We start from the raw sequence: 22,090 nt of genomic DNA, 5'->3' as shown, positions 1-22,090 counted from the left end.
GTTGGTCCCCGGTCAGTGCGCGGCGAGCGGGTAGTGGTCGGAGAGGTCGGTGTAGGTGTAGCTCTTGCCCCAACTGCTCACCGTCCACGGCGCGCTGTGCGTGCGCAGGACCTGGTTGGTGTACTGCTGCGGGCGGGCGTGGTCGGCCCGGTAGAGCACGTAGTCCAGGTCCTCCTTGGGCTCGCCCGGGTAGCGGTAGGCGGCGACGGAGTTGTCGGCGGTGTCGAAGGAGTACGGCCAGCCGGTGCGGGCGGAGGCCGGCGCCAGATTGGCGTTGTCCAGCAGGGCCTGGTACTCGGAGCCGTGCGAGTCGATGTTGAGGTCGCCGGCGAGCAGGATCGGCTCGTTCGCCGGGATCTGCTTGGCGTCCAGGAAGCCGCGCATGGCCGTGAGCTGCTTGGCCCGGATGGCGGCCGGCTGGCCGCTGGAGCAGCCCGAGTCGGTGGACTGCAGGTGGGTGCCGACCACGTGGGTGCGCTGGCCGTTCACGTTCAGGACGGCGTAGACGAAGCCCTTGTTCGAGAAGTAGTCCGAGCCGCAGGCGTCCTTGTAGACGTACTGCTCCTTGCGCAGGATCGGCCACTTGCTGAGCAGCGTCACGCCGCCGTCCTCGGGGGTGGCGGAGCTGTAGCTGCCGGAGGTCGCGTCCCAGCCGCTGGTGGAGCGGCCGACGACCGGGGTGTGGTACGGGTAGGCGGCCGAGGCCTTGGCGGTCAGGGCGTCGGAGGCCGCGTTGTCGAAGGCCTCCTCCAGGACGACCACGTCGTGGCCCTGGAAGAAGTCCGCCGAGGCGATCGCCTGCGCCCGGTACTGCTGGCCCCAGTTGGGGTAGAGGGTCGTGCTCATCAGGAACGTGTTGTACGTGAGGACGTCCAGCGCGGGCGCGGTGACCGGGGCGCTCTCGGTCGTGGCGCCGGTGGCAGCCGTGGCGGGGGAGGTGGCGAGCGCGCCGAGCACGGCGGCGGCAGCGCAGGCGGCGGCGGCCTTGCGGAGGGACGACAGCGGCATTGGGGCTCCGTGAGGGTATGACGTGAACGCGACGGTCAGCGGATGGTGTACATCCAACGTCGCCGCCCGCACGGTGCACAAGACCGCGCACGAGCATTCGGTGAACGCAGTTGAAACACTGTCACCGCCCAGAACGCGCGAGCCCCACCACCCGCCGTGGGTAGTGGGGCTCGCGAGAGTCGTGCGCGTCAGACCTCGCCGAACTCGCCGGCCTGGACAGCGGCGACGAACGACGACCAGGCGTCGGCGGGGAAGACGAGAGCAGGACCCTCGGGGTCCTTGGAGTCACGGACGGGAGCGAGGTTGGGGAAGTCGGCGGCGACCTCTACGCAGTCACCACCATTGTCGGAGTATGAGGACTTGACCCAGGAAGCACCGGACAGTTCTACGCGGTCGGTCATGATTGGAGTTCCTCTCGGGCCCTGCGGATCATCGCCTGGGATGCGGCCTGCGGCGGCGCTTCCACCAGCATCTGATCGTACTCTCTCTCCCATCCCGCCACTGTTGCGCGAGACCGCTCAAGATGGCCCTTCGCCGTCGATTCCGCGTACCCCACGACAGTATGGTCGGGCAGGTCCAACAGGACGATTGGCAGCTTGAACGCCAGGTTTTCGCCGATTCCGAACGGAGCGACTTGCAGCGTGACGTTCGGACGTTGGGCCAGTTCCTCAAGGTGGCGGAGCTGTTCAGCCATGACCTGTGGCCCGCCGATGGGGCGGAGGAGGACGCCCTCTTCGAGCACCGCGTGAAACATCGGGGGATTCTTCTGGGAGAGGATCTCCTGGCGCAGCAACAGATAGTCGGTGCGTTCGTCGGCCTCAGCAGGGGTGATCGTGCCGCGTCTGACGGCTGCCTGTGCCAGTGCCCTTGCATAGGCAGGGGTTTGGAAAAGCCCAGGAACGATGATCAGCCCGACCGTCCGCAGCCGACGGCATCGTGCCTCGGCGTCGGCGAACTCCGCGAAGCCCTCAAGGAGCGCTGCGCGGCTGTATCGCCGCCACAACTCGTAGAACCGTTGGCCTGACTCGAACACCTCATCGGCCTTAACAGCCAATGCCCGTGTTGGGGAACGCTTCCCGTTCTCGACATATGAGATGTGCGCGCCCGAGTACCCCAGGCGCTTGGCAGTTTCGGCCTGCGACCAGCGCCTTGCCCGTCGTGACCTGCGAAGCTCCTGACCAAAGCGCACCTGCGGTGATGCTTGGGCGTCAACCTCGGCTTCAGCCATGACCCTTCGGCTCCTTCACACGACATTGCTGTCAAAGGTAAGACTCTGGCGATCGTAGTGGAGACCACGCCACCATGGCTACAGCAAGTGACACGCCAAGAGCGAAGCGCTACGGAGACCCCCATGCCCGAAAACCCGAAATCCGCGCTGCCCGACTTCGTCCGCAACGAGGTGGTGCGGGACCTGAAGCACCGAGACGACGACGGCAAGCCGAAGGAGGGGGTCTTCATGGAGATCCTCTGCGGGGCGGCCTTCCTGAGGCCGCTCGGCGGGGGGTGCGAGTGGACGACCAGGCCCGATCAGCTGCGACGGTGCGACCCCAGGGAGATCGCGCCGGGTACGGGGAGCAACTCCCAGCGTCGGCCGATGTTTCCGGAGCCGGCGTGACCTCGGGGGAGATGCTGCTCGCCGGGCTGCACCTGAGCTCGTTGGCGGCCGGCGGCTTCACCGCCGTGGCGGGGACGACGCAACGAAACGCGGTCGAGGCGGGTGACGAGCCGACCACCGAGCCGCCGGTTCAACGCCCTTGCAGATGCGGCACGTTCGTGCCGGACTGACAACACGCTCCCGCCACCGCGCCGCGAGTGCTCATCCCGCGCGGCGGCGGGGTTCAACGCCCGTCCGTGAAGGACAGTCACGGACGGGCGCCGGCAGGCCTACCTCCCCTGCCGGCCGGCTCCGAGGGCACGTTGGCGCCAGACCCTCGCCGAGCCACACCGCTCCCCGCCGAAATCGCCGCTCCGGCGGGGAGCGGCCACCCCTCGATCGCAGCTGCCCCCTGCCATAGTTCCTTCTGGGGCTCGGACAAGGTGTGCGTCAGACTTCGCCGAACTCGCCGGCCCGGACGGCGGCAACGAAGGCCGACCAGGCGTCGGCGGGGAAGACGAGGGCAGGACCTTCGGGGTCCTTGGAGTCGCGGACGGGCAGTACACCCGGGAAGCCGGGAGCTACCTCGACGCAAGACCCGCCGTTGTTGCTGTAACTGGCCTTGACCCACGCGGCGTTGGATAGATCTACAGGAGTGATCACGACGTCCCTCTCACGCCTTGCACTTTCGGATCAGCTCCGGTGACGCAGCCTTCGAGAGCGCTTCCACCTGGAGCTGGCGGCAGTCCCGCTCCCAGGCTTGAGCAGTCTCGGCGTCCCGCGAGAGGAAGCCGCGCAACTGGCACTCCGAGTATGCCAGGAGTTTTCGATCCGCCAGGGTCAGCAGCGTGACCATCATGGTGAACGGCAGCTCTTCTGCGAGAGAGAGCGGCGCCACTTGGATCGTGATGTTCGGACGAGTGGCGAGGTCTTCAAGGTGCGCAAGCTGCCGAGCCATGACCTTGCGCCCGCCCACCGGTCGTAGAAGGGCGCCCTCGTCCAGGACGAAGTGGAGTCGGGGCGCAGGCTGCCGGTCAAGTAGCTTCTGGCGCGTGGCAAGGAAGTCGAGCCGATCCGCAGCCTGCTCCTCGGTGACGCTGCCGCGCCGTACGGCGGCGGAGGCGAAGGCCGCAGCGTACTCCATTGTCTGTGCCAGACCAGGCACGATGCCCAGTTCGAAGTGGTTGATACTCAGGGCCTTCGTTTCTTGCTGGGCGTACTCGGGAAACCCTTCCAGCAATGATGAGCCGCTGAGACTCCAGTACGTCAGTTCTAGTGTTCCACCGGCATCAAGGGCCCGGTCGGCTTGTACGACCCAGTCGAGTGTGGGACTGCGTGTCCCTCGTTCGAGGTTGGAGATCTGACTGTCAATCAAGTTCGTCATCGCCCCGAGGTCGGTCTGCGTGAGCCCCGCCGCCTTGCGCAGCCTGCGGAGTTGTGCGCCGAAGGCCTTGAGGGGTGATGCGGACGGGTCCAGCTCGGTCTCGCGTGCCCTGTCTGCCTCAGTCGTCGCAGATGACCAAGTGCTGACCTAGCCGTTGAAGGGTTGAGCTGGCCTGCCTGGAGTGGGACTGTCCAGCAGTACTCTTCAATCTCGGTGTCACGGGGCGCGGGGCGACATGAGTTGGGCAAGGAAGAAGTCGAGCCCTCCATCGCCTTCGTACGAGGTGCGGCACGGTGACTCGTTGGTCGCTGTGGTCTCCGAGGTGAGCGTTGATCAACCTTGGTCCGTGCGCAAGTTCGATCCCAGCAGGGGCCGGGGTGAGCTGAGTCCCCTTTAGAACTGATGCCATAACTGGCGAGTTTTAGGGGTATCTACCGGCCCGTCAGAGACAGAGGTTGATCGCGATTTCACGACTCCCGGCTGGCGTCGAGGCCGAACTCCCGGGAGGGCTAGTCCGATCTGCACTCCTGTCGGAGGCCGCGCGGCCTGTCGGAGGGGCAGCCCGAAGCCACCCTTCGTTACTCTCTGCGCCACCCGCTAGGCAGCTACACGGGCACTGAGCTGGGGCTTAGGCGATTGCCACCGATAGCGGCCTGCAAGCAGGCTCGAAGTGCCAGAGTCTGCCCCTATGATGTCGCCATGGAGCGCGTAGTCGTCCAAGATCACCAAGTCCTGGTTTTGGCAGCAGGGGAAACAGTCGCGGACAGAAGTAACGCTAAAGGTCACCTCTTCGAAGAATTCGTTGCGCTCTTGCTGCACGAATACGGCTATGAGGCGCCCACGACAAGTGACCTGAACATAACGGCCGACGGCATTGAGATCGACGTAAACGCCACAAATTTGATCAGTAGACAGGTGGCTGTCGTTGAGTGTAAGTCCTATACGTCGAATGTAAAAGCGCAGGCGTGCACTTCCTTTCTCGGTAAGCTTCAGTTGGCTCGATATGAAGGCGATCCGAATGTTTTTGGTTATTTCTTTGCGATCCCGCGACTTGTGGCGCAAGGGGAAGAGGTGGCCCGAAAGGCTGCCGCCAATGACAAGCTCTTCAGGTACTTCAATGTCGGCGATATTGTAAAGCTTCTTCGTGGTCGCGGATTGATCGCTGATCTGTCGCAGATAACCCGCCGGGCCCCGTCTCACAGTGATCCCGCAATCATTGTCGCGGAGGATGGAATTTTTTCCTGCGCGAAGCTCTTGAATTCGGACTCGCATCGAGCGGACTCAATTATCGTTTGGTCGGCTGCTGGCGCCAAGGTGCCTGGGAGGGTAGTCAGCCTCCTAAAGGGTGACTCTTATGCCGCCGGGCTCCCTATTAATACATTGCCCGATCTGGACAGGTCAGTATCTCCTGAGGACCGGGAAGATGGTTCCCCTGTAACTATCGTAAGGGTGCGCGGAAGCTCTGCGGACTTTGAGTATCAGCTTCCCGCATCTCCTGAGTATTTTGTAGGGCGCGGCTCTACCGTTCAGGATCTGCAAGCCTTCGTGAGGCAGCGTGGAGGAACGCTGGTTCTGAATGCCCAGTCAGGGTGGGGCAAGAGCTCGTTGGCGCTTCAGCTTCAGAGAATTGTGGAAGATCGGCAAGGCTATTCGATTGTCGTAGACAGTCGGACGGCAACTAATCCACGGTTTGTATCAGAGGTCCTCCGTGAGGCTGCCCATGAAGCGCAAGAACGCGGGCTGGTAGAACTTCCCGAGGATTCATCCTGGGCCAGCCTGGCTAGCTCTATTTGGACCTTGAGACGTTCCAGTTGGACGGCCGATGGTCGACCCATCATGGTATTCTTCGATCAGTTTGAGAATGTTTTCCAGGATGAAAACATCACGCGAGAATTCCGAGATCTGGCCTTGATGGTTCCAGATTCTCAGATCCCATTGATGGTCGGCTTCGCCTGGAAGACCGACTTGGTTGCTTGGACTGAGTCACATCCGTACCGGCTTCGTGATGAGATCCGAAGCAACAGTACCTTTATCTCGGTTGGACCTATGGGTGCCCGAGAGGTGGACACTCTACTCCGACGGCTCGAAAAAAGGCTTGGCACTGGGCTCTCTCGGGACCTTCGGCAGCGCATCCGAGAGTATTCTCAAGGACTACCGTGGCTGTTCAAAAAGCTAAGCGTTCATATTATTCGAGAACTTGAGACGCATCAGAAGAGCCAAGAGCAGCTAGTGAGTGAGGCGCTTAATGTTCAGAGTCTCTTTGATTCTGATCTAGCTGGCTTGTCTCCGATGGAAACTGACGCGCTCAGGCACATCGCGAGGTTTGCCCCAGTGCCCGCTGTTGATGTCATTGAAAAATATAACGGTGCAGCCATTCAGTCTCTTCTGGACTCGCGCCTTGTAGTGGCAGTGGCGGAAAAGCTCGACACGTACTGGGATACATTTAGAGACTTTCTCAATACTGGGCGCGTGCCAATTGAGGATTCCTATATCGTTCGACAGACGCCGCGGGCGGTGGCAGAACTTATCTTTGCGGTATTGGAACTGGGTGGGGATGTCACTGTAGCTGATTTGGCTGTCCAGCTGAACGTAAGTACGAAAGTAATCTACAACCGCTCGCGCGAGCCTCGCCTATTTGGCATTACGGCTTACGAGCCGAATCGCGTCAAAATTCTTGACGATGTAATGAATGCCGATAGCATTGATCTTGAGATTCGTCGCAGGGTGGCTGCGGCGCTTAGAAGAAATCGGGCCTATTCTTCATTCGTGGGGTTGTCCGAGCGAGACGGCAACGGAGTCGCGGTAGGAGCCTACGCGAGAGAGCTCACGAATGCGTTTCCGGCAGTTGCTGCCCAAGCTCAATCATGGCTGGGCTACGCTCGTTGCTTCGCTCTATGGTTTGACTATGCCGGGCTTTCCATCTTTGAGGATGATCGCCTCTATCTCCCGCCTGATGGCCATGTCCCGAACGGCTCACTGCGAGCTCAACAGTCTCCTCGTCGGCAGGGAAGTGCATTCGTTCTCCGTACGCCGAAGCCGGCCTTTGAGCTACTGGCCGAGCTGGCTAATTCACCGATCGCGCTGTCGGATGCTAGCTCCTGGGGCCGAGCGAAGCGGAATGCGATGCGCGAGCTGACGATGCTGAGGATCGCATCGGAAGGAAATGGTACTCTCCATATCTCAAGCAATATTATTGGGGCGGATGGGAAGATAAATCCAGGATCAATTGTCAATGCACTTGGGTCTATTCCGGGCGGCTCTGCGGCATTGGATTTGCTGCGGCGAGATCCCGGTGTAAGTAACCATGATCTTGGGTTGCTGATGTGCGCCGGAAATGATGCCGAATGGGGAGAGGCGACGATCTTTAAAGCTGGAAAAGACTTTCGTGGATGGGTGAAACGCGCCGGAGTCGATGTAGTCCGGGCGCGCCCGGTAGTTGAGCCCCCAGCTGAAGGTACTACCCTCTTCTAGGGAGAGCCTTTGTTCTTGCTCTAGCTAGTTGGCAGCCAAAAACGCGAACTCGCTGACATCCAGGGTTCCTGGAGATCGAGTCCGTAAATTCCCCCAGTAGACGCCGCTTTCGCTCATGGTCCGGCCATTATGCTGCGAGCCACGAGCTCTGCTGATGCTCGTTGCTGTGTTGTACTCCTTTGCATGTGATAGCTCACGTCCTCGCTGTACCAGATCGATCCCTCGACGCGTTCGTACGATGGACTCCAGTCCCGCTCGAGAACCGGAGTGAGGTGACGATGGTGGAGAAGTGTTGTTCCTGCTCGTCGGTTGCGGCTGAACCACAGTGCACTGCGAGAGTGGCGGTCGACGCTGCCCTTGTGTGGCGAAGCCATGAGGCTGCTGGCCCGGGCGGGGGAGTAGGTCCTCAAGGGTTCTGAGGGCGGACGCCATGAGTCGGTGTGGGCCCAGTGGGCGATGGCATCACCGAACTCCTGGCGGTCGTTGTACGGGTAGGTAACCCGCCGGCTGATTTCCTTGTCGAAACTACGGTGCTCTTCGTCGGTACCTGCGGCGAGTTGTCGCCAGTGCGCGGAGGCGATGAGAGCGGCGATGTCGATAGCTTCGGGGTACACCGCTGCGAACAGCCGTGAGGCGCTGAACGACGCGCGAGCCCCACTACCCATCTGCGGGTAGTGGGGCTCGCGAGAGTTGTGCGCGTCAGACCTCGCCGAACTCGCCGGCCTGGACGGCGGCGACGAACGAGGACCAGGCGTCGGCGGGGAAGACGAGGGCAGGACCCTCGGGGTCCTTGGAGTCACGGACGGGCGTCATACCAGGGAAGTTCGGAGCTACCTCAACGCAAGTGCCACCGTTGTTGCTGTAGGTGGACTTGTGCCACTCGGCGCTGGCCAGGTCAAGGGTGGGGCCGGTCATTCGTGCTCCTTCCGAGCAGTGCGGATCACGGCAGGCGAAGCCACCTTGGGACGCGACTCCACCCGAAGCCGATCGTAGTCACGGCTCCATGCCTCGACCTTCCTGCATTCCCGTTCCAGGAAGTCCGAACCAGTCACCGGAAGTTGCGGGCTGGACGCGATTCCTCCCGGCCGTGAACGGCCGGGGCTCCGCACGAATTCATTGAAAGGATCCCGAGGCATGACACGCATCCCATGGGAAGGGCGGGCCGCCGATCTGGCCGCTCGGGCGACCGATCCGGACTCCCGATGGCGGAACCCGGTGGCGGGCATTCCCCGGCACGAACTGGTTCCCAGGTGGTGGGAGCCTGCTGAGGGCGGCACTTGGCAGCTTCAGGTAGGGGAAGCGAACCTGGATTTCTGGCTCCAACGGGCCTACGGGAACGAGTCCCTGGTCACCAGCGTGGGTGGGTTGCACGCGGACCACGCGAAGCCGGATGACCGCCCGACCGGGTTGCCCACGTCGTCGGCCACGCTCACGCCGCTCGTGGTCAAGACGCTGCGGCACGGCCGGATCGCCGCCGAGCACGACCTGCTGGACATCGGCACCGGAGCGGGCGGGTTGACCGCCATTGCCGCCACGCGGCTCGGTTCGGATCGCGTGACGAGCGTGGACATCGACGGGTACCTGGTCGACGCCGCGCGGGGCCGCCTCGCAGGCATGGGGCTGAGCCCTCACTTCGTCACTCAGGACGCCACCGACGCCCTCCCGGGCGACTACGACCGGATCGTAGCCACCGTGTCCGCCCGCCCCGCCCCGTCCCGGTTCCGTGGCTCCAGGCGCTTCGGCGCGGTGGACGGCTCGTCACCACCATCGCGGACACGGCGCTGATCCTGACGGCCTGGCAAGACCCCGGACGGCGGAGCGACCGGCGTGATCGAGCGCGACTGGGCGGGCTTCATGACCACGCGCCACGGCTCCGCCTACCCGCCCGGTTTGGGCGAGCTGTTCGAGACCGCCCGCGAAGCCGACGGGGAGAACGTCAAGCTCTTCCGGTACCCGGTCACCGACATCCGCAACAACTGGGAAGTCTGGTCGATGCTCACGATCAGAATCCCGGGCATCGAAGTCGACTTCAAAGAGACGCCCGAGGGCCGTACGGCCTGTCTCGCCCATCCGGACGGGTCATGGGCGCGCGCAGAGGCAACGAAGTTCGAGCCGCCGACCGTCCACCAGAGCGGCCCCCGCCGCCTGTGGTCGGAACTCGAATCCATCCGGAACTGGCGGGAGGTGGAAGGCGGCCTGCCGCTCTACGACTGCCGCGCCGTCGTCACCCCGGACGGAGTGATCCACCTGTCCCGGGGGCGTTGGTCGGCCACCATCGGCTGACCGTGACCAGACGGCCCCGTCCGGCGTCTTATGTGCCGGCCCCACTACCCGCAGCGGGTAGTGGGGCCGGCGCGGTGTGCGTGCGTCAGGCCTCGCCGAACTCGCCGGCCTGGACGGCGGCGATGAACGACGACCAGGCGTCGGCGGGGAAGACGAGGGCAGGACCCTCGGGGTCCTTGGAGTCGCGGACGGGGGCGAGGTTGGGGACGTCGGTGGCGACCTCCACGCAGTCACCACCATTGTTGGAATGCGAGGACTTGATCCAGGAAGCGCCGGACAGGTCTGCGCGGTCACTCATGACTGGAATTCCTTTCGGGCCCGATGGTGAACTGTCAGGTGTAGTAGGGCTACCCCGGCGGTAAGACGGACAGGCGTTGGTGATCAGCGGTCAGCCCGCGTCGGCTTCCGCTCTCCACATGGTGCGGAGTTGCGCGTCGACGTCGCCGGCCTGGCGAACACCCGCCTGGTAGGCCGGTTCCCAGGCCGCCAGGTCGCCCGGGTTCGAGCCGAAGGCGCGCACCGAGGCCGGGTCGGGGCCGATGGTCACCACGGCGTCCGCCCCCACTGTCGCCAGCTGCTGGTTGAGTGGTTCCCGGGGGAACAGGTGGGCCATCGGCTCGACCACGACCAACGTGCGGGCTCCGGCGGCGAGATCGGCGTTGGGGCCCGCGCGCAGGGCGCCGTCCATGTACCGCCGGCCGTCGATGGCGACGGGCGGCGCGGCTCCGGGGAAGGCGCTGCTCGCCGCCACGGCGTGCACCAGCGGTACGCCGCTGTCGCGGTCCCACACCACGGGCTCACCGGTGGTGGCGCAGACGGCGGTGATCAGCAGTCGTCGCTCCGGCCACGCGTCCGCACCGATCAGGGCGGCGCGCCCCGCGATCAGCGCCTCCTCGGCTTGGGGGTTGGCGCCGTCGAGCGCGAGGCGGCCGACGCGGCGCCTCGCCTCGCCGGGTTCCAGGCTGCGGTCGCCGAGTACGGCGAACACCGCGCCCATCCGCTCGGGGTCGGGCTTGACCCGGTGAGCGGCCTGGCGAGCCGAGGAGGCAAGCCGCCCCGGGTCCTGCCCGGTGGCGAGCAGTGCTCCGACGATCGAGCCGGCCGACGTGCCGACGATCAGGCCGGCCTCGCCCAGGTCCACGCCGTTGCGGCGCAATCCGTAGGCCAGTCCGGCTGTCCAGGCCGTGCCGACGTGACTTCCGGGGCCCAGGACGAGTGCTCGGTCGAAGGTGTGCATGTGGTCTCCCCTCGTTATTGAAACAGTCGTACCATATACTCGCTAATGCCGTCTCAACTCCGATGCGCCGAAGGGAGATCCACCGTGGGGCGACCCCCTGACCCCGCCCGTCGCGAGCGCACGCTGGCTCGGGCGACCGACTACGTGCTGGCGCACGGCCTGGCCGGACTGAGCCTGCGGCCACTGGCCGCGGCCCTCGACACCAGCCCGCGGATGCTGCTCTACGACTTCGGCAGCAAGCAGGAGTTGGTCGCGGCGGTCCTCGCCGAGGCCCGCCGCCGAGGCGCGGTGCGTCTGGCCGGGCACCCCGCGCCGATGAAGGGCTCCGTGCAGGAGCGGCTGCGTGGCATCTGGGGGTGGATGAGCGCGGACGAACGTGCGCCGTTCGTCCGGCTGTTCTTCGAGGTGCATGCCGACGGCCTGGTCCACCCCGAGAACTACCCCGACCAGGCCGAGGCGATCACGGACTGGTTCGACACTCTCGGTGCCACCTTCCGGGACGTCTCCACCGGCCCTGACGACACCGTCACGCCCACGTTGGTGATGGCCGTTGTCCGGGGTCTGCTGTTCGATCTCACGACCACCGGCGACCGCCGGCGCACCGATCTCGCGCTGGACCGCTTCGCCGAACTCCTGGGGCGGTGAACGCGCGACTGCGGTGAACGCGCGAGAGGCATGACGGGCGAGAGGCGTGACGGACGGGGCCGCGTGCGGTGATGGTGACGTCAGCGAGGCCGAGGAAGGCGCACGTGGCGGTCCTGCCCCGCGCCGTATCCGGCAGCCGCCATGGCGATGCCGAGGACGGCCAGAACCGTGAGCGGAAGTGTCCAACTGCCCGTGGCGTCGTGGAGGATGCCGAGGAGGAGCGGGCCGGCCGCCGCCACGAGGTAGCCGATGGACTGCGCCATGCCGGCCAGCGCGGCGGCTTCGCCGGAGCTGCCGGCGCGTTCGCTCTGGAAGGTCAGCGCGAGGACGAGGCACGCGCCGCCGCCCAGTCCGAGCAGGGTGCACGCCACGACGGACAGTGCGGGGGCGGACACCAGCACGCTGAAGCCGCCGGCCACGATGACCGAGGCGACGGCCGCGGTCCACCGTTGGTCGTGACGGCCCCGGGTGAGCAGGGGCAGCAGGCCGCTGGTCGCCAGGGAGATCAGCTGGTAGTAGAAGAGCATCCATCCGGCGGTGGTGCTGTTCGTGCCGTGGTGGATCAGGATGCTGGGCAGCCACGCGACGGCGGTGTAGAAGGCCAGGGACTGCAGGCCCATGAACATGCTGACCTGCCATGCCAGTCCTGACCGCCAGGGGACGGGACTGCGGGTCGCGCCGGTGGAGGTCCGGGCCCCGTCGCCCCGCATCCGGGGCAGCCAGACGAGGAGCGCCGCGATGGTGAAGGCGATGCCCCAGGCGAGAGCGGTGTGCCAGGAGCCCGGCAGGGAGTGGGAGAGCGGGGCGGAGATCCCGGAGGAGACGGCGGCCGTGACACCCATGACGGTGACGTAGAGAGCGCTGATGCCCTGGATGCGGTGTGCGGGCACGCTGCGCCTGATCATGGCGGGCAGCAGCACATTGCCGAACGCGATGGCGGCGGAGAGGACCACCGTCCCGGCGAAGAGGCAGATCACGGAGGGCAGTGACCGGACCACCGTTCCGACGGCCAGCGCGCCGAGGGCCGCCACCAGCAGACGCGCGCTGCCGAACCGGTGGGAGGCCCGGGCCACCAGCGGCGACGTCGCGGCGAACGTCAGCAGGGGGAGGGTGCTCAGCAGCCCGCCCCAGCTCGCTGTCAGGTCGCTGCCCTGCTCGATCGCCGGCAGCAGCGTACCGACGCCGGTGAGGCTGGTCCGCAGGTTGGCCGCCACGAGGCAGATCGCGAGGACGAGCCCGATCGACACGGCGGGCCGCGTGCTGTCGGTGGCCGCCGACCCGGAGACGGAGTTCGGCCCGGAGACGGAGTGCTGACGGGGCGTCGAGGACAGTTGTGGACTCATTGCTCCTCCGTCGCCGGTGATGCCTGGACCTCGTGGTCGTGGGTGATGCGTTTCATGGAGGCAGCCTATACAAACATCAGACATTTGAACATCGGATGTTTCTGGGCCTGAGCGGCCCCCGGTTCCGGCCGCCCGGCACGCGATACGCCACCGGCGGGAACGGCCGTGGCCGTTCCCGCCGGCGGGTGCGGAGGTGGGTGCGGAGGAGGAGGGCGGACCGGCTACAGCAGGTGCTGCGCCCGGAGGTCCGCCACGTACTTGGTGATCAGGTCCCGCGAGAGGTGCGGGATGTCGTTTTCCGCGTTGAGGGCGGCGGCCCGGACCGCCGCGCGGAACCGGTCCGCCGGCAGGGCGGATCCGGGCAGCGGCTCCGACGGCGTGGCGAAGGCGTGCAGCAGGGGGAGCAGCGAGTGCCGCCGCTGGTGGTCGGGCAGGCCGCGTATGGCGCTCTCGAAGCGGTCGAGCCACTCGTCGTAGTCGTGGATGCGCGTCAGGGGGTGTCCGGCCGCCACCAGCCAGTCGACGAAGGTGTCGAGGGAGATTCCGTCCTCGTGCGGGTTCACGATGTTGAAGGTCCGGTACCCCTCCCGGGTGTCGTCGCCCAGCGCGGCGACGGCCTGCGCGGTGAAGTCCACGGGCAGCGCGTCGTAGTGCCCGCCGACATCGCCGGGGCCCCGGGCGTAGAAGCTGCCGGGGGCGATGCCGGTCGCCAGCAGGCTCAGCAGGAGGCGGGTGAACACGTCCGGGACGTTCAGCTGCCCCCGGTAACGCGGGTGGGCGAGGATCAGGTTCGAGCGGAACACGGCGACCGGGAGGCCGAACGTGTCGTGCGCCTCGCGCAGCAGCACCTCGCCCGCCCACTTGCTGGCCGCGTAGCCGTTCGCGTAGCCGCTGCCGAGGTCGCGCGTCCCGCTGGCCGTGCGGATGTCCGCGTCCTCGTCGGCCGCGGCCGCGGCCGCGGAGTCGAAGACGACGGCGACCGTCGACAGGTAGGTGAACTGTTTGGCCCTGGAGGTGACCGCGAGCCTGATCAGTTCGGCCGTGCCCAGCACGTTGGGGCCGAACAGCTGGTCGTAGGGCAGGACATGGTTGACGAGTGCCGCCGGGTGGACGATCAGGTCCACGGTGTCGGCCAGCCGCTGCCAGGTCTCCCGGTCGAGCCCGAGGTCGCTCTCCCCGACGTCGCCGGCGACCACCTCCAGGTGCGCGGCGGCCAGGCCGTGGTAGCGCCGGAGGAGCTCCGGGTCGCCGCTGTCGAAGGCCGCGTCGAGCCGGGCCCGGGCCGCCTCGTCGGTGGCGCCGCGGACCACGCAGACCAGTGTGCCGCCGCGCTGCGCGACGCGCTCCAGCCATTCGAGGCACAGGAAGCGGCCCAGGTAGCCGTTGGCGCCGGTCAGCAGGACGGTCCGGGCCTCGGGCAGCGGGCCCGTCGGCCGGCCGGTCCGCGTCGGGGTCCCCGGGTCGAGGAACGCGTCCAGCGTCAGGTCGCCCGCCGCGAGCCGCGTCGCGCCCGGTCCGTGGACCTGGTCGGCGGTCGGGCGCCGGTCGCCCGACGCGAGGGCGTTCTCGATGTGGTCGGCCACCCGCTGGAGCGTGTTGACCGGGTTGATGACGACGTCTACGGGGACGTCGACGCGGTAGACCTCCTTGAGCAGTTGGGAGAACGACAGTGCGGAGAGGCTGTCACCGCCGAGTTCGAGGAAGCGCGTCCCGGGGTGGACGTCGTCCTGCCGGTGTCCGAGCAGCGCGCGGGCGGCCTGGCACACGGTCTCCGGTACGGGCCGGGACGGGCCGGCCTGGCGCAGTGCCCGGAGTTCGTCGCTCTCGCGCTCGGTCAGCTCGGCGTACAGCGCTTCGAGGCGCTCGCCGTAGCGCTTCGCCAGCGCGGGGCGCAGCAGCTTGCGCACGCCGGAGAGCAACCCGTTCTGCTGGCTGAACGGCTCGGTCTCGATGAGGAAGTCCCGTGGGATCTCGTACGAGTTGAGGCCCGCCCCGGTGGCGAGGCGGTGCAGGGACTCGCGCAGGAGCGACCTGAGGCGCGGGCCGTCCCCGGCGGCGAGGTCGAGTGCCTCCGGGGTGGGCACGATGACCGCGAGCAGGTAGGCGCGGGCGCTGTTGCCGTACACGAAGACCTGCCGGACGAGCGGACTGTCGGCGAAGAGGGCCTCCAGCCGGGAGGTGGCCACGAACTCGCCCTGCGACAGTTTGAGGACGTTGGAACGGCGGTCGACGTACACGAACTCGTCGGGGCCGGTGAGGGCCACGATGTCGCCCGTGCGGTAGAAGCCGTCCTCGTCGAAGACCTGGGCGGTGGCGTCCGGCCGCTGGAAGTAGCCGGGAACGAGGCGTTCCGACTTGACCAGCAGTTCGCCCCGGGGGTGCGGGGAGTCGGTGCGGAAGTACCCCAGCTCGGGCACGTCCGCCAGCCGGTGGTCGGTCACCGGAGGGCGCAGCACCCGGCCGTCGAGCGAGACCAGTCCGGCTTCCGTCGACCCGTAGCCGTTGAACACCCTGATCCGCAGGCAGCTCTCCAGGAACGCCGCCAGCTCCGCGCTCATCGGGGCCGAGCCGTAGGTGGCCCACAGGAGGCGGCCGCCCAGGGTCTTCTCCCGCAGCTCCTCCTTCGCGCGGTCCGCCTGCCCGGCGGTGTCGCCCCCCGCCTCGCTCCGCTCGTTGCGGCGGGCCGACTCGCTCCGGTAGCGCTCGAAGAGCATGTCGCAGATGCGGGGCACCAGGATGAACTCGGTGGGCCGGACCAGGGAGAGGTCCACGAAGAGGGTCGACAGGTCGCTCGACGCCACGAAGTGGGCGGTGCCCCCCTTGGCGAGCGTGCCGAACAGCACGCCCCGTCCCATCATGTGGCTCAGGGGCAGGTAGTTGAGAACGATGGACGGCTGCGGCCCCTGGCCGGGCACGAAGTCGATCCAGAAGTGCTTGACGAGACGCTCGGTGTACACGGCGCCCTTGGGGGTGCCGGTGCTCCCCGAGGTGTAGATCAGCGCGCTGAGCGTGTCGGCCGTCGAGCCCTCGGGGACCCGGGGGAGCGGTGGCAGGCTCCTGCCCCGCTCGACGATCGACGCCAGCGCGTCCAGGGTGACGCCGCGGCCCTGCGCCGCGAGCCGTCCGCGGGCGGAGTCCAGCGCCTCCTGGTGGTCGGTGACCTCCGGGCGGTGGCCGAGCACGACGATCCTGCCCAGTGACGGGGTGTCCGCCGCGATCCGGAGCGCGACGTCCAGGTGTGCCACGTCCACCGCCAGCAGGCGTGGTCCGGTCTGAGCGACGACGGTGGCCAGGTGTTCCGCCGAGGCGCCGGCCTGGAGGGGGACGCTCACCGCGCCGGAGCGGACGCAGGCCAGATCGAGCACGGCGTACTCGGGGCTGGTGGAGCCGAGGACGGCGACGAAGTCGCCCGGGCCCACGGCGTGGTCGGGGTGGTGGCGCCACTCCGAGGCCACCGCGCCGACGCGTTCCCACAGTTCGCCGTAGGTGGCGGTGTCGAACCGGTCCAGGAGGCGCAGGGTGGTGCGGCCGGTGTCCGGGTCGGTCACCGGCTCGGTGGCGCGCTCGCCCAGGGCGGGGCGGTCCGCGTACCCCTCCATCACCGTGGCCACGAGGTCGGCGAGCGGTAGGCCCGGCCGCCGGATCGCCTCGCTGACGGCCTCCAGGGGTGCGGCGGCACGGAACTGCGGATCCGTCGCGTACAGGTGGGCGGTGCGTCGGGCGGTGCGTGCGTCGAGGTCGTCGGCCGGGGGCGGTAAGACGGGCATGGGTGTTCTCCTCTGCGGCCTCGAAGGCCTGGGCAAGGGGCGGGCGGTCTTCATTCTTCGGTGGAGGCCGGTTCGGTGGAAGTGAGTGGTGCCTGGACCCCGTGGTCGTGGGTGAGCCGGACGATCGCTGCCGCCGCGGTGCGGGCGCCGCTCTCGTCCTGGGCCTCGATCGCGTCGACGAGCCGCCGGTGCAGGTCGGCGTGCTCCTCGGCGGCGGTGGCGTCCCAGGGCAGGCCTCCCAGGGCGGAGGCGAGGGCCGTGCCGAGGTAGTCGTAGACCTCGATCAGGAGGTCGTTCCCGCTCGCCCGGACGACGGCCCGGTGGAACAGCGCGTCGACACTCATGGCCGCGGACCTGTCCTCGCCGACGCAGGCCGCGTCGGCGTCGGCCAGCAGCTCCCTCAGCTGGTGCAGCTGGTCCTCGCTGCGCCGCAGGGCGGCGGCCCCCGAGGCGTACTCCTCGAGGACGGTGCGCAGTTCGAGGACGTTGTCCCGCCGGGCGGAACTCGCCCGCCGCACCATGACCGACTGGAGCTCGCTCGACGCGCGGACGTAGGTGCCGTCCCCGGCCCGGGGTTCCAGCAGGCCGAGGTGCACGAGCGCGCCGATCGCCTCCCGCAGCGTGCTGCGTCCGACCCCGAGCTCCTCGACGAGGACCTGCTCCGGCGGGATCCGCGTCCCCACCGGCCAGCCGCCCGCCTCGATGTGCGAGCGGAGGCTGTCCACGAGCTGCGCGGACAGGCTCGCCGTTCTGCGCGGTGTGCTGATGCGTGTCATGGAGGCAGCCTATACAAACATCAGACATTTGAACATCGCATGCTCCTGGGCCTGGGTCGCCCCGGTTCCGGCCGCCCGGCCCGCGATACGCCACCGGCGGGAACGGCCGTGGCCGTTCCCGCCGGTGGCAGGGGTGTCGGGCGTGCTTACGCGTCGACCTTCTCCGGCTTCTCCGGCTGCTCCGGAGCGGGTACCTCGACCGCAGTGGCCGGGGTGGTCGCGCTGGTCGTGCTGTCCAGGCCCCGCAGCAGCCGCCAGGCCATCACGGCCGCGCCGATCAGCAGGACGGCGGCCAGCAGGCCGGCGCTGTTCATGCCGTGTGTGAAGGACTCCCGGGCGCTCGCCAGCAGCGGCTCCGCGACGCCCTGCGGCAGTGCGTGCGCCGTCTCGACCGCCGCGCCCAGCGACTCGCCGGCCCGCGCCGCGGCCGCCGGGTCCGTCCCGGCCGGGACGACGAGCCCGCCGGCGTAGATCGAACCGACCACCGAGCCGACCAGCGCGATGCCGAGCGCGGTGCCCAGCTCGTACGCGGTCTCCGAGACCGCCGAGGCGGCGCCGGCCTTGTCGGCGGGCGAGGCGCTCAGCACCAGGTCGGCGCCGAGCGTGTAGACCACGCCCTCGGCCGTTCCGACCAGCAGGAAGGAGGTGGCCAGCAGCAGGTAGGTGGTGTCCTGCTGGAGCCAGCCGAGCACGCCCACGCCGAGGCCCATGGCCAGCAGGCAGCCGGTCAGCGCCGCCCGGGCGCCGGTGCGGCGCACCAGCCGGGCCGTCAGCAGGCCGCCGATGACGGCGCCGACGAAGGCCGGCAGCTCGGCCAGGCCGGCCCGCAGCGGTTCGTAGCCGCGGACCAGCTGGAGGTACTGCGAGGTCACGAAGACCACCCCGGACAGGCCGATCAGGGCGATCAGCGAGGCCAGCACGGCGGCGGTGAACCGCCGGTCGCGGAACAGCCGCACGTCCAGCAGCGGGGTCTCCAGCCGCAGCTGGCGGCGGACGAAGACGGTCAGCGCGGTGACGCCCAGCACGAAGGCGACCGGGACGTCCCAGCGCGCCACGCCGTGCGCGGCGGCCTCCTTGATCGCGTAGACCGTGCCGATCACCCCGGCCATCGACAGGGCGACGCTCAGCACGTCCCAGCGGCCCGGCTTCGGGTCCTTGGACTCCGGCAGCAGCCAGGCGCCGAGCACCAGCAGCAGGAGCAGGATCGGGATGTTCATGAGGAACACCGAACCCCACCAGAAGTGCTCCAGCAGCACCCCGCCGACCACCGGCCCGAGCGCGGCGCCGGCGGTGGCGGCCGCGCCCCAGATGCCGATCGCGGTGGCCCGCTCCCGGTCGTCCGGGAAGAGGCCGCGGATCAGCGACAGCGTCGAGGGCATGATCGTCGCGCCGGCGACGCCGAGCAGCGCGCGGGCCAGGATCAGCCAGCCGGCGCTGGGTGCGTAGGCGGCGAGCAGCGAGGCCGCGCCGAAGGCGGCCGAGCCGATCAGCAGCAGCTTCTTGCGGCCGATCCGGTCGCTGAGCGAGCCCATGCTGACCAGCAGGCCGGCCAGGACGAAGGAGTAGGAGTCGCCGATCCAGAGCAGCTGGGTGCCGCTGGGCTCCAGCGTCTCGCTGATGGAGGGGATGGCGAGGGAGAGGACGGTCGCGTCGAGGGCGACCACGGTGACGGCCAGGACGAGGACGGCGAGGCCGGTCCAGCGCTGGCGGGGGCTGGCAAGGACGGTACTGCTCATGGGGTATCGGTTTCCGGTGTGCGGGCCGAAGGTGCTGTGGGCGGGGGAGTGACGGCGTCGGGTCGGCGCAGCGCGCCGCCGAGGAACAGCTCGGCGAGCGAGAAGGCGGCGTCGCGCGGGGCGAGGCGGCCGTCCTGGATGGCCCAGCCGACGCCGGCCACCAGGTCGAAGAAGGCCTCGCTCAGCCAGGCGGCGCTCAGCTCGATGCGGAACGTGCCCTGCTGTTGGCCGCGCAGGAAGAGCGCGTGCAGTCGAACGATCTGGAGCTCCCAGAGGTCGTTGACGCTGTCGTCGTCGTAGAGCTGGTTCTCGCCGGCCAGGAAAGCGCAGAGCGTGGCGTCCGGGACGGCGGCGTCGACCAGGCGGCGCAGCGCGGCCTCGGCGTCGCCGTCCTCGACGGCGGCGGTGTCCAGGGCGGCGGCGAACCGGCGCAGGCCGAGCAGGCCGACCTCGCGGATCAGGGCCTCGCGCCCGGGGAAGAGCCGGTGCAGGGTGGCGCGGCTGATCCCGGCGGCGCGCGCGATCTCGTCCAGGTGGGCGGTCGGGCGGCGGGAGAGCACGCCGACAGCGGCTTCGAGGACGGTGTCGCGATCGGTGGCCATGAATCGAGTGTAGGCCACATGAGACATGGATGTCTCAAAATTATGGCTGGCGTCTCGGATGAGGCGTTGACTGCCACGGTTGGGGCGGCAAAAAACCGGGGACGGCGGGTGCCGTCCCCGGTCGGGGTGCCGCTGTCGTGCGGCCGGTTCAGCTCGGCTGGTTCAGTTCGGTCGGTTCGGCCCGGTCGGGCCGTGCGCCGCCCGGATCAGCTCTGGTTGTAGAACCCGGTCTCGTCGAGCGGGCGGTCGATCACCATGACCTCGACGTCGGCCGGGGTGAGCAGGAACACCCGGCGGGCGATCCGCTCGATGCCGCCCTGGGTGCCGAAGATCAGCCCGGAGGCGAAGTCCACCATCCGCTTGGCCTCGGCTTCGTTCATCTCGGTGAGGTCCATGACCACCGGGATGCTCGCCCGGATGTGCTCGCCCACCGTGCGGGCCGCCTCGAAACCGGTCGGCCGCAGGGAGACGATCTTCGCGGGCGCGGGGACGGCCGGCATCGTCTCCTGATCGACCCACTCGTCCTCGTACACCGCGGCCGGGTAGTTCCCGGAGGGCATCAGCCACCCGTTGTGGTGCTCGTCGCGAAGTGCTCCCATGCCGCGCCTCCCTGCCTCGTCCCGTCCTGGTCCCCCGGGGCCGCGTGCCCTTTTTGACACGTCATCCACTCGTCGGAACTGTCCGAGTATCGCACTGTTCACCGGTCCCGTGCCCGCTCGCGGCCCCCGTACGAGTCGTGCCGCGACGGAAACCCGGGCGAACCCGGGCAACATCAGCGACGCGGCGGTGAGCCGTACGGTTGCGCGCGTAGACCATATCGGTCGGGGTCACCGCGCAATTGACCATCTGTCAACAATGAGGAAACGATTTCACTCGCCGGTGGTGCCGTCCACCAGTTCGCGCAGAAGATCGGCGTGGCCGTTGTGCCGCGCGTACTCCTCGACCATGTGCACCAGGATCCAGCGCAGCGTCACCTCCTCGCCGCGGCGCAGCCGCTTGCCGACGGTGTCCAGCGACAGGCCGGCGCTCGCGCGGCGGGCGGCCTCGACCTCGGCGCGCCAGGTGGCGAAGTCGGCCGCGACGTCGGCGGTGTCGACGTTGTTGAAGTCGCCGTCCTCGTCGGCCGCGGTCCAGTAGTGGTTCTCGGTGTACTCGTCGCCGCGCAGGATGGCCTGGAACCAGTACTGCTCCACCTCGGCCATGTGCCGGACGAGGCCGAGCAGCGAGAGGGCGGACGGCGGGGCGGAGCGCAGCCGCAGCTGGTCGTCGGTCAGGCCCTCGCACTTGAGCGCGAGGGTGCTGCGGTGGTAGTCGAGCCAGGCGGTGAGCATGGCGGTCTCGTCGGCCGCCATCGGCGGGTCCACCCGCGGGGAGAGTTCGGTCATGCGGGACATTCTGGTGCCCACCGATCGGCGGGCGCGAGCGAATTGTCGAGCGCCCCCCGAGTGCCTCGGAATCTCGGCCGGTCAGGGGGTGTGGCGGTCAGGCGCTCAGGTGCTCAGGCGGCCGGTGCGCGGCGGCGGGCGGCCACGGCCCGCCACAGTCCGACCACGCTGCCCAGCACGAGCAGCGCGATCACCCCGGCCGACACCAGGAAGGCCGCCGAGCCCGGCTCGCCCGCGCTGGCCGCCGCCGTCACGTACACCGCCGTGGTCGGCACCACGCCGATCGCGGTGGCGAACAGGAAGGGCGCGAAGCGGACCCCGGAGAAGGCCGCGCCGTAGTTGGCCGCCTGGAACGGCATGCCCGGCAGCAGCCGCAGCACCAGCACGCTGCGGAAGCCCTGCTCGGTGAAGCGCCGGTCCAGCGTGCCGAGCACCCGCCCGCGCAGGTACGGCCGCAGCGCCTCGCGCCCGAGGCCCCGGCCGAGCCCGAAGGCCATGGCCGCGCCCAGCGTGGTGCCGAGCACCGACAGCAGCACGCCCTGCTGGATGCCCAGCAGCAGCCCGGCGGCGGCGTTCAGCGCGGGCCGGGGGACGAAGGCGAGCGTGCCGACCGCGTACACGGTGGCGAACAGCGGCGCGAACCAGTACCCGGGCATCCGGTCGGCGAGGCCGCCGTTCAGCAGCGCCGTCGGGCTCCACAGCAGCAGCGATCCGGCCGCGGCGCCGAGCAGCACCACCAGCAGCGCGAACCGCCACCACGGCGAACGCGGCGCGGGGCCGGACGGCGGCTGCTCGACGGCGGGCGGGGTTGTTGCGGGCGCAGGCGGCGCGGGTGCGGGCACCGGCCGAGCCTAACCGG

At 68.4% G+C, this 22,090-nt stretch carries 22 protein-coding genes; 6 read left to right on the top strand and 16 right to left on the bottom strand.

Features of this window, described 5'->3' with window-relative positions; translation table 11 throughout:
- Positions 1-12: 12 nt before the first annotated feature.
- From sph to A6F73_RS02370, 3 genes are all read right to left on the bottom strand, one after another.
- A complete protein-coding gene (gene sph / locus A6F73_RS02380; RefSeq protein WP_063346208.1) occupies positions 13-1,008 on the bottom strand; it encodes a sphingomyelin phosphodiesterase in 996 nt (331 codons plus the stop codon).
- A 188-nt stretch (positions 1,009-1,196) separates the two neighbouring features.
- Positions 1,197-1,409, bottom strand: a complete 213-nt coding sequence (locus A6F73_RS02375; RefSeq protein WP_063346207.1) for a DUF397 domain-containing protein — start codon at positions 1,407-1,409, stop codon at positions 1,197-1,199.
- The gene (locus tag A6F73_RS02370) at positions 1,406-2,236 is read right to left on the bottom strand and encodes a helix-turn-helix transcriptional regulator (RefSeq protein WP_063346206.1); all 831 of its coding nucleotides are present in this window, start codon (positions 2,234-2,236) and stop codon (positions 1,406-1,408) included. Before A6F73_RS02370 ends, A6F73_RS02375 begins: the two co-directional genes overlap by 4 nt.
- 123 nt (positions 2,237-2,359) lie before the next feature.
- Here A6F73_RS02370 and A6F73_RS02365 point away from each other — a divergent pair, with 123 nt between their 5' ends.
- Positions 2,360-2,623 carry a hypothetical protein gene (locus A6F73_RS02365; RefSeq protein ID WP_063346205.1) on the top strand — a complete coding sequence of 88 codons (264 nt, stop codon included), beginning with the start codon at positions 2,360-2,362 and terminating at the stop codon, positions 2,621-2,623.
- Positions 2,620-2,793, top strand: a complete 174-nt coding sequence (locus A6F73_RS41235; protein WP_159398321.1) for a hypothetical protein — start codon at positions 2,620-2,622, stop codon at positions 2,791-2,793. The genes A6F73_RS02365 and A6F73_RS41235 overlap by 4 nt, the downstream gene beginning before the upstream one ends.
- Before the next feature lie 259 nt (positions 2,794-3,052).
- Here the strand turns inward: A6F73_RS41235 and A6F73_RS38950 are convergent, their stop codons facing one another.
- Together A6F73_RS38950 and A6F73_RS02360 are read right to left on the bottom strand one after the other, a co-directional pair.
- Complete coding sequence (locus tag A6F73_RS38950; protein WP_079135367.1) at positions 3,053-3,265, bottom strand: DUF397 domain-containing protein; 213 nt, start codon at positions 3,263-3,265, stop codon at positions 3,053-3,055.
- A 10-nt stretch (positions 3,266-3,275) separates the two neighbouring features.
- Positions 3,276-4,079: a helix-turn-helix transcriptional regulator gene (locus tag A6F73_RS02360; protein WP_079135366.1), complete on the bottom strand. Its 804-nt coding sequence runs from the start codon at positions 4,077-4,079 to the stop codon at positions 3,276-3,278.
- A 606-nt stretch (positions 4,080-4,685) separates the two neighbouring features.
- Between A6F73_RS02360 and A6F73_RS38945 the strand changes: the two genes are divergently transcribed.
- Positions 4,686-7,457: a restriction endonuclease gene (locus A6F73_RS38945; RefSeq protein ID WP_079136178.1), complete on the top strand. Its 2,772-nt coding sequence runs from the start codon at positions 4,686-4,688 to the stop codon at positions 7,455-7,457.
- 699 nt (positions 7,458-8,156) lie between these two features.
- Here A6F73_RS38945 and A6F73_RS02355 read toward each other — a convergent pair.
- Positions 8,157-8,372 (bottom strand): DUF397 domain-containing protein, encoded by a 216-nt coding sequence (locus tag A6F73_RS02355; protein ID WP_063346204.1) that lies wholly within the window; start codon positions 8,370-8,372, stop codon positions 8,157-8,159.
- 219 nt (positions 8,373-8,591) lie between these two features.
- Between A6F73_RS02355 and A6F73_RS44335 the strand changes: the two genes are divergently transcribed.
- Positions 8,592-9,242, top strand: coding sequence for a methyltransferase domain-containing protein (locus A6F73_RS44335; protein WP_347878511.1), 651 nt, complete (start codon positions 8,592-8,594; stop codon positions 9,240-9,242).
- Positions 9,243-9,284: 42 nt separating this feature from the next.
- Complete coding sequence (locus A6F73_RS44330; protein WP_347878510.1) at positions 9,285-9,740, top strand: hypothetical protein; 456 nt, start codon at positions 9,285-9,287, stop codon at positions 9,738-9,740.
- Positions 9,741-9,825: 85 nt separating this feature from the next.
- On the opposite strand, the gene A6F73_RS02345 is transcribed toward A6F73_RS44330, so the two are convergent.
- Positions 9,826-10,038 carry a DUF397 domain-containing protein gene (locus A6F73_RS02345; RefSeq protein ID WP_063346203.1) on the bottom strand — a complete coding sequence of 71 codons (213 nt, stop codon included), beginning with the start codon at positions 10,036-10,038 and terminating at the stop codon, positions 9,826-9,828.
- 90 nt (positions 10,039-10,128) lie between these two features.
- Positions 10,129-10,977, bottom strand: a complete 849-nt coding sequence (locus tag A6F73_RS02340) for a patatin-like phospholipase family protein (protein WP_063346202.1) — start codon at positions 10,975-10,977, stop codon at positions 10,129-10,131.
- An 84-nt stretch (positions 10,978-11,061) separates the two neighbouring features.
- Here A6F73_RS02340 and A6F73_RS02335 point away from each other — a divergent pair, with 84 nt between their 5' ends.
- Complete coding sequence (locus A6F73_RS02335; RefSeq protein WP_063346201.1) at positions 11,062-11,622, top strand: TetR/AcrR family transcriptional regulator; 561 nt, start codon at positions 11,062-11,064, stop codon at positions 11,620-11,622.
- A gap of 80 nt (positions 11,623-11,702) precedes the next feature.
- Here A6F73_RS02335 and A6F73_RS02330 read toward each other — a convergent pair whose 3' ends face one another.
- The 8 genes from A6F73_RS02330 to A6F73_RS02295 all read right to left on the bottom strand — a co-directional run bounded on the left by A6F73_RS02330 (position 11,703) and on the right by A6F73_RS02295 (position 22,073).
- Positions 11,703-12,965 carry an MFS transporter gene (locus tag A6F73_RS02330; RefSeq protein WP_063346200.1) on the bottom strand — a complete coding sequence of 421 codons (1,263 nt, stop codon included), beginning with the start codon at positions 12,963-12,965 and terminating at the stop codon, positions 11,703-11,705.
- Positions 12,966-13,186: 221 nt separating this feature from the next.
- On the bottom strand, positions 13,187-16,732 hold the full coding sequence (gene car, locus A6F73_RS02325) for a carboxylic acid reductase (protein ID WP_079135364.1): 3,546 nt from the start codon (positions 16,730-16,732) through the stop codon (positions 13,187-13,189).
- Between the two features lie 50 nt (positions 16,733-16,782).
- The gene (locus A6F73_RS02320) at positions 16,783-17,508 is read right to left on the bottom strand and encodes an FCD domain-containing protein (protein WP_063346199.1); all 726 of its coding nucleotides are present in this window, start codon (positions 17,506-17,508) and stop codon (positions 16,783-16,785) included.
- 146 nt (positions 17,509-17,654) lie between these two features.
- Positions 17,655-19,244, bottom strand: a complete 1,590-nt coding sequence (locus A6F73_RS02315) for an MFS transporter (protein WP_079135363.1) — start codon at positions 19,242-19,244, stop codon at positions 17,655-17,657.
- Positions 19,241-19,846 carry a TetR/AcrR family transcriptional regulator gene (locus tag A6F73_RS02310; protein WP_063346198.1) on the bottom strand — a complete coding sequence of 202 codons (606 nt, stop codon included), beginning with the start codon at positions 19,844-19,846 and terminating at the stop codon, positions 19,241-19,243. Before A6F73_RS02310 ends, A6F73_RS02315 begins: the two co-directional genes overlap by 4 nt.
- Before the next feature lie 206 nt (positions 19,847-20,052).
- On the bottom strand, positions 20,053-20,445 hold the full coding sequence (locus A6F73_RS02305; protein ID WP_063346197.1) for a cell division protein SepF: 393 nt from the start codon (positions 20,443-20,445) through the stop codon (positions 20,053-20,055).
- Between the two features lie 270 nt (positions 20,446-20,715).
- Positions 20,716-21,231 (bottom strand): DinB family protein, encoded by a 516-nt coding sequence (locus tag A6F73_RS02300; RefSeq protein WP_063346196.1) that lies wholly within the window; start codon positions 21,229-21,231, stop codon positions 20,716-20,718.
- Between the two features lie 113 nt (positions 21,232-21,344).
- Positions 21,345-22,073, bottom strand: a complete 729-nt coding sequence (locus A6F73_RS02295; protein ID WP_079135361.1) for a VTT domain-containing protein — start codon at positions 22,071-22,073, stop codon at positions 21,345-21,347.
- Positions 22,074-22,090: the final 17 nt, after the last annotated feature.

The organism is Streptomyces sp. MJM8645 (assembly GCF_001625365.1).
GTDB lineage: Bacteria > Actinomycetota > Actinomycetes > Streptomycetales > Streptomycetaceae > Kitasatospora.
Note: the sequence above shows the minus strand (reverse complement) of the source record. Positions and strands in the feature narration are given on the sequence as shown.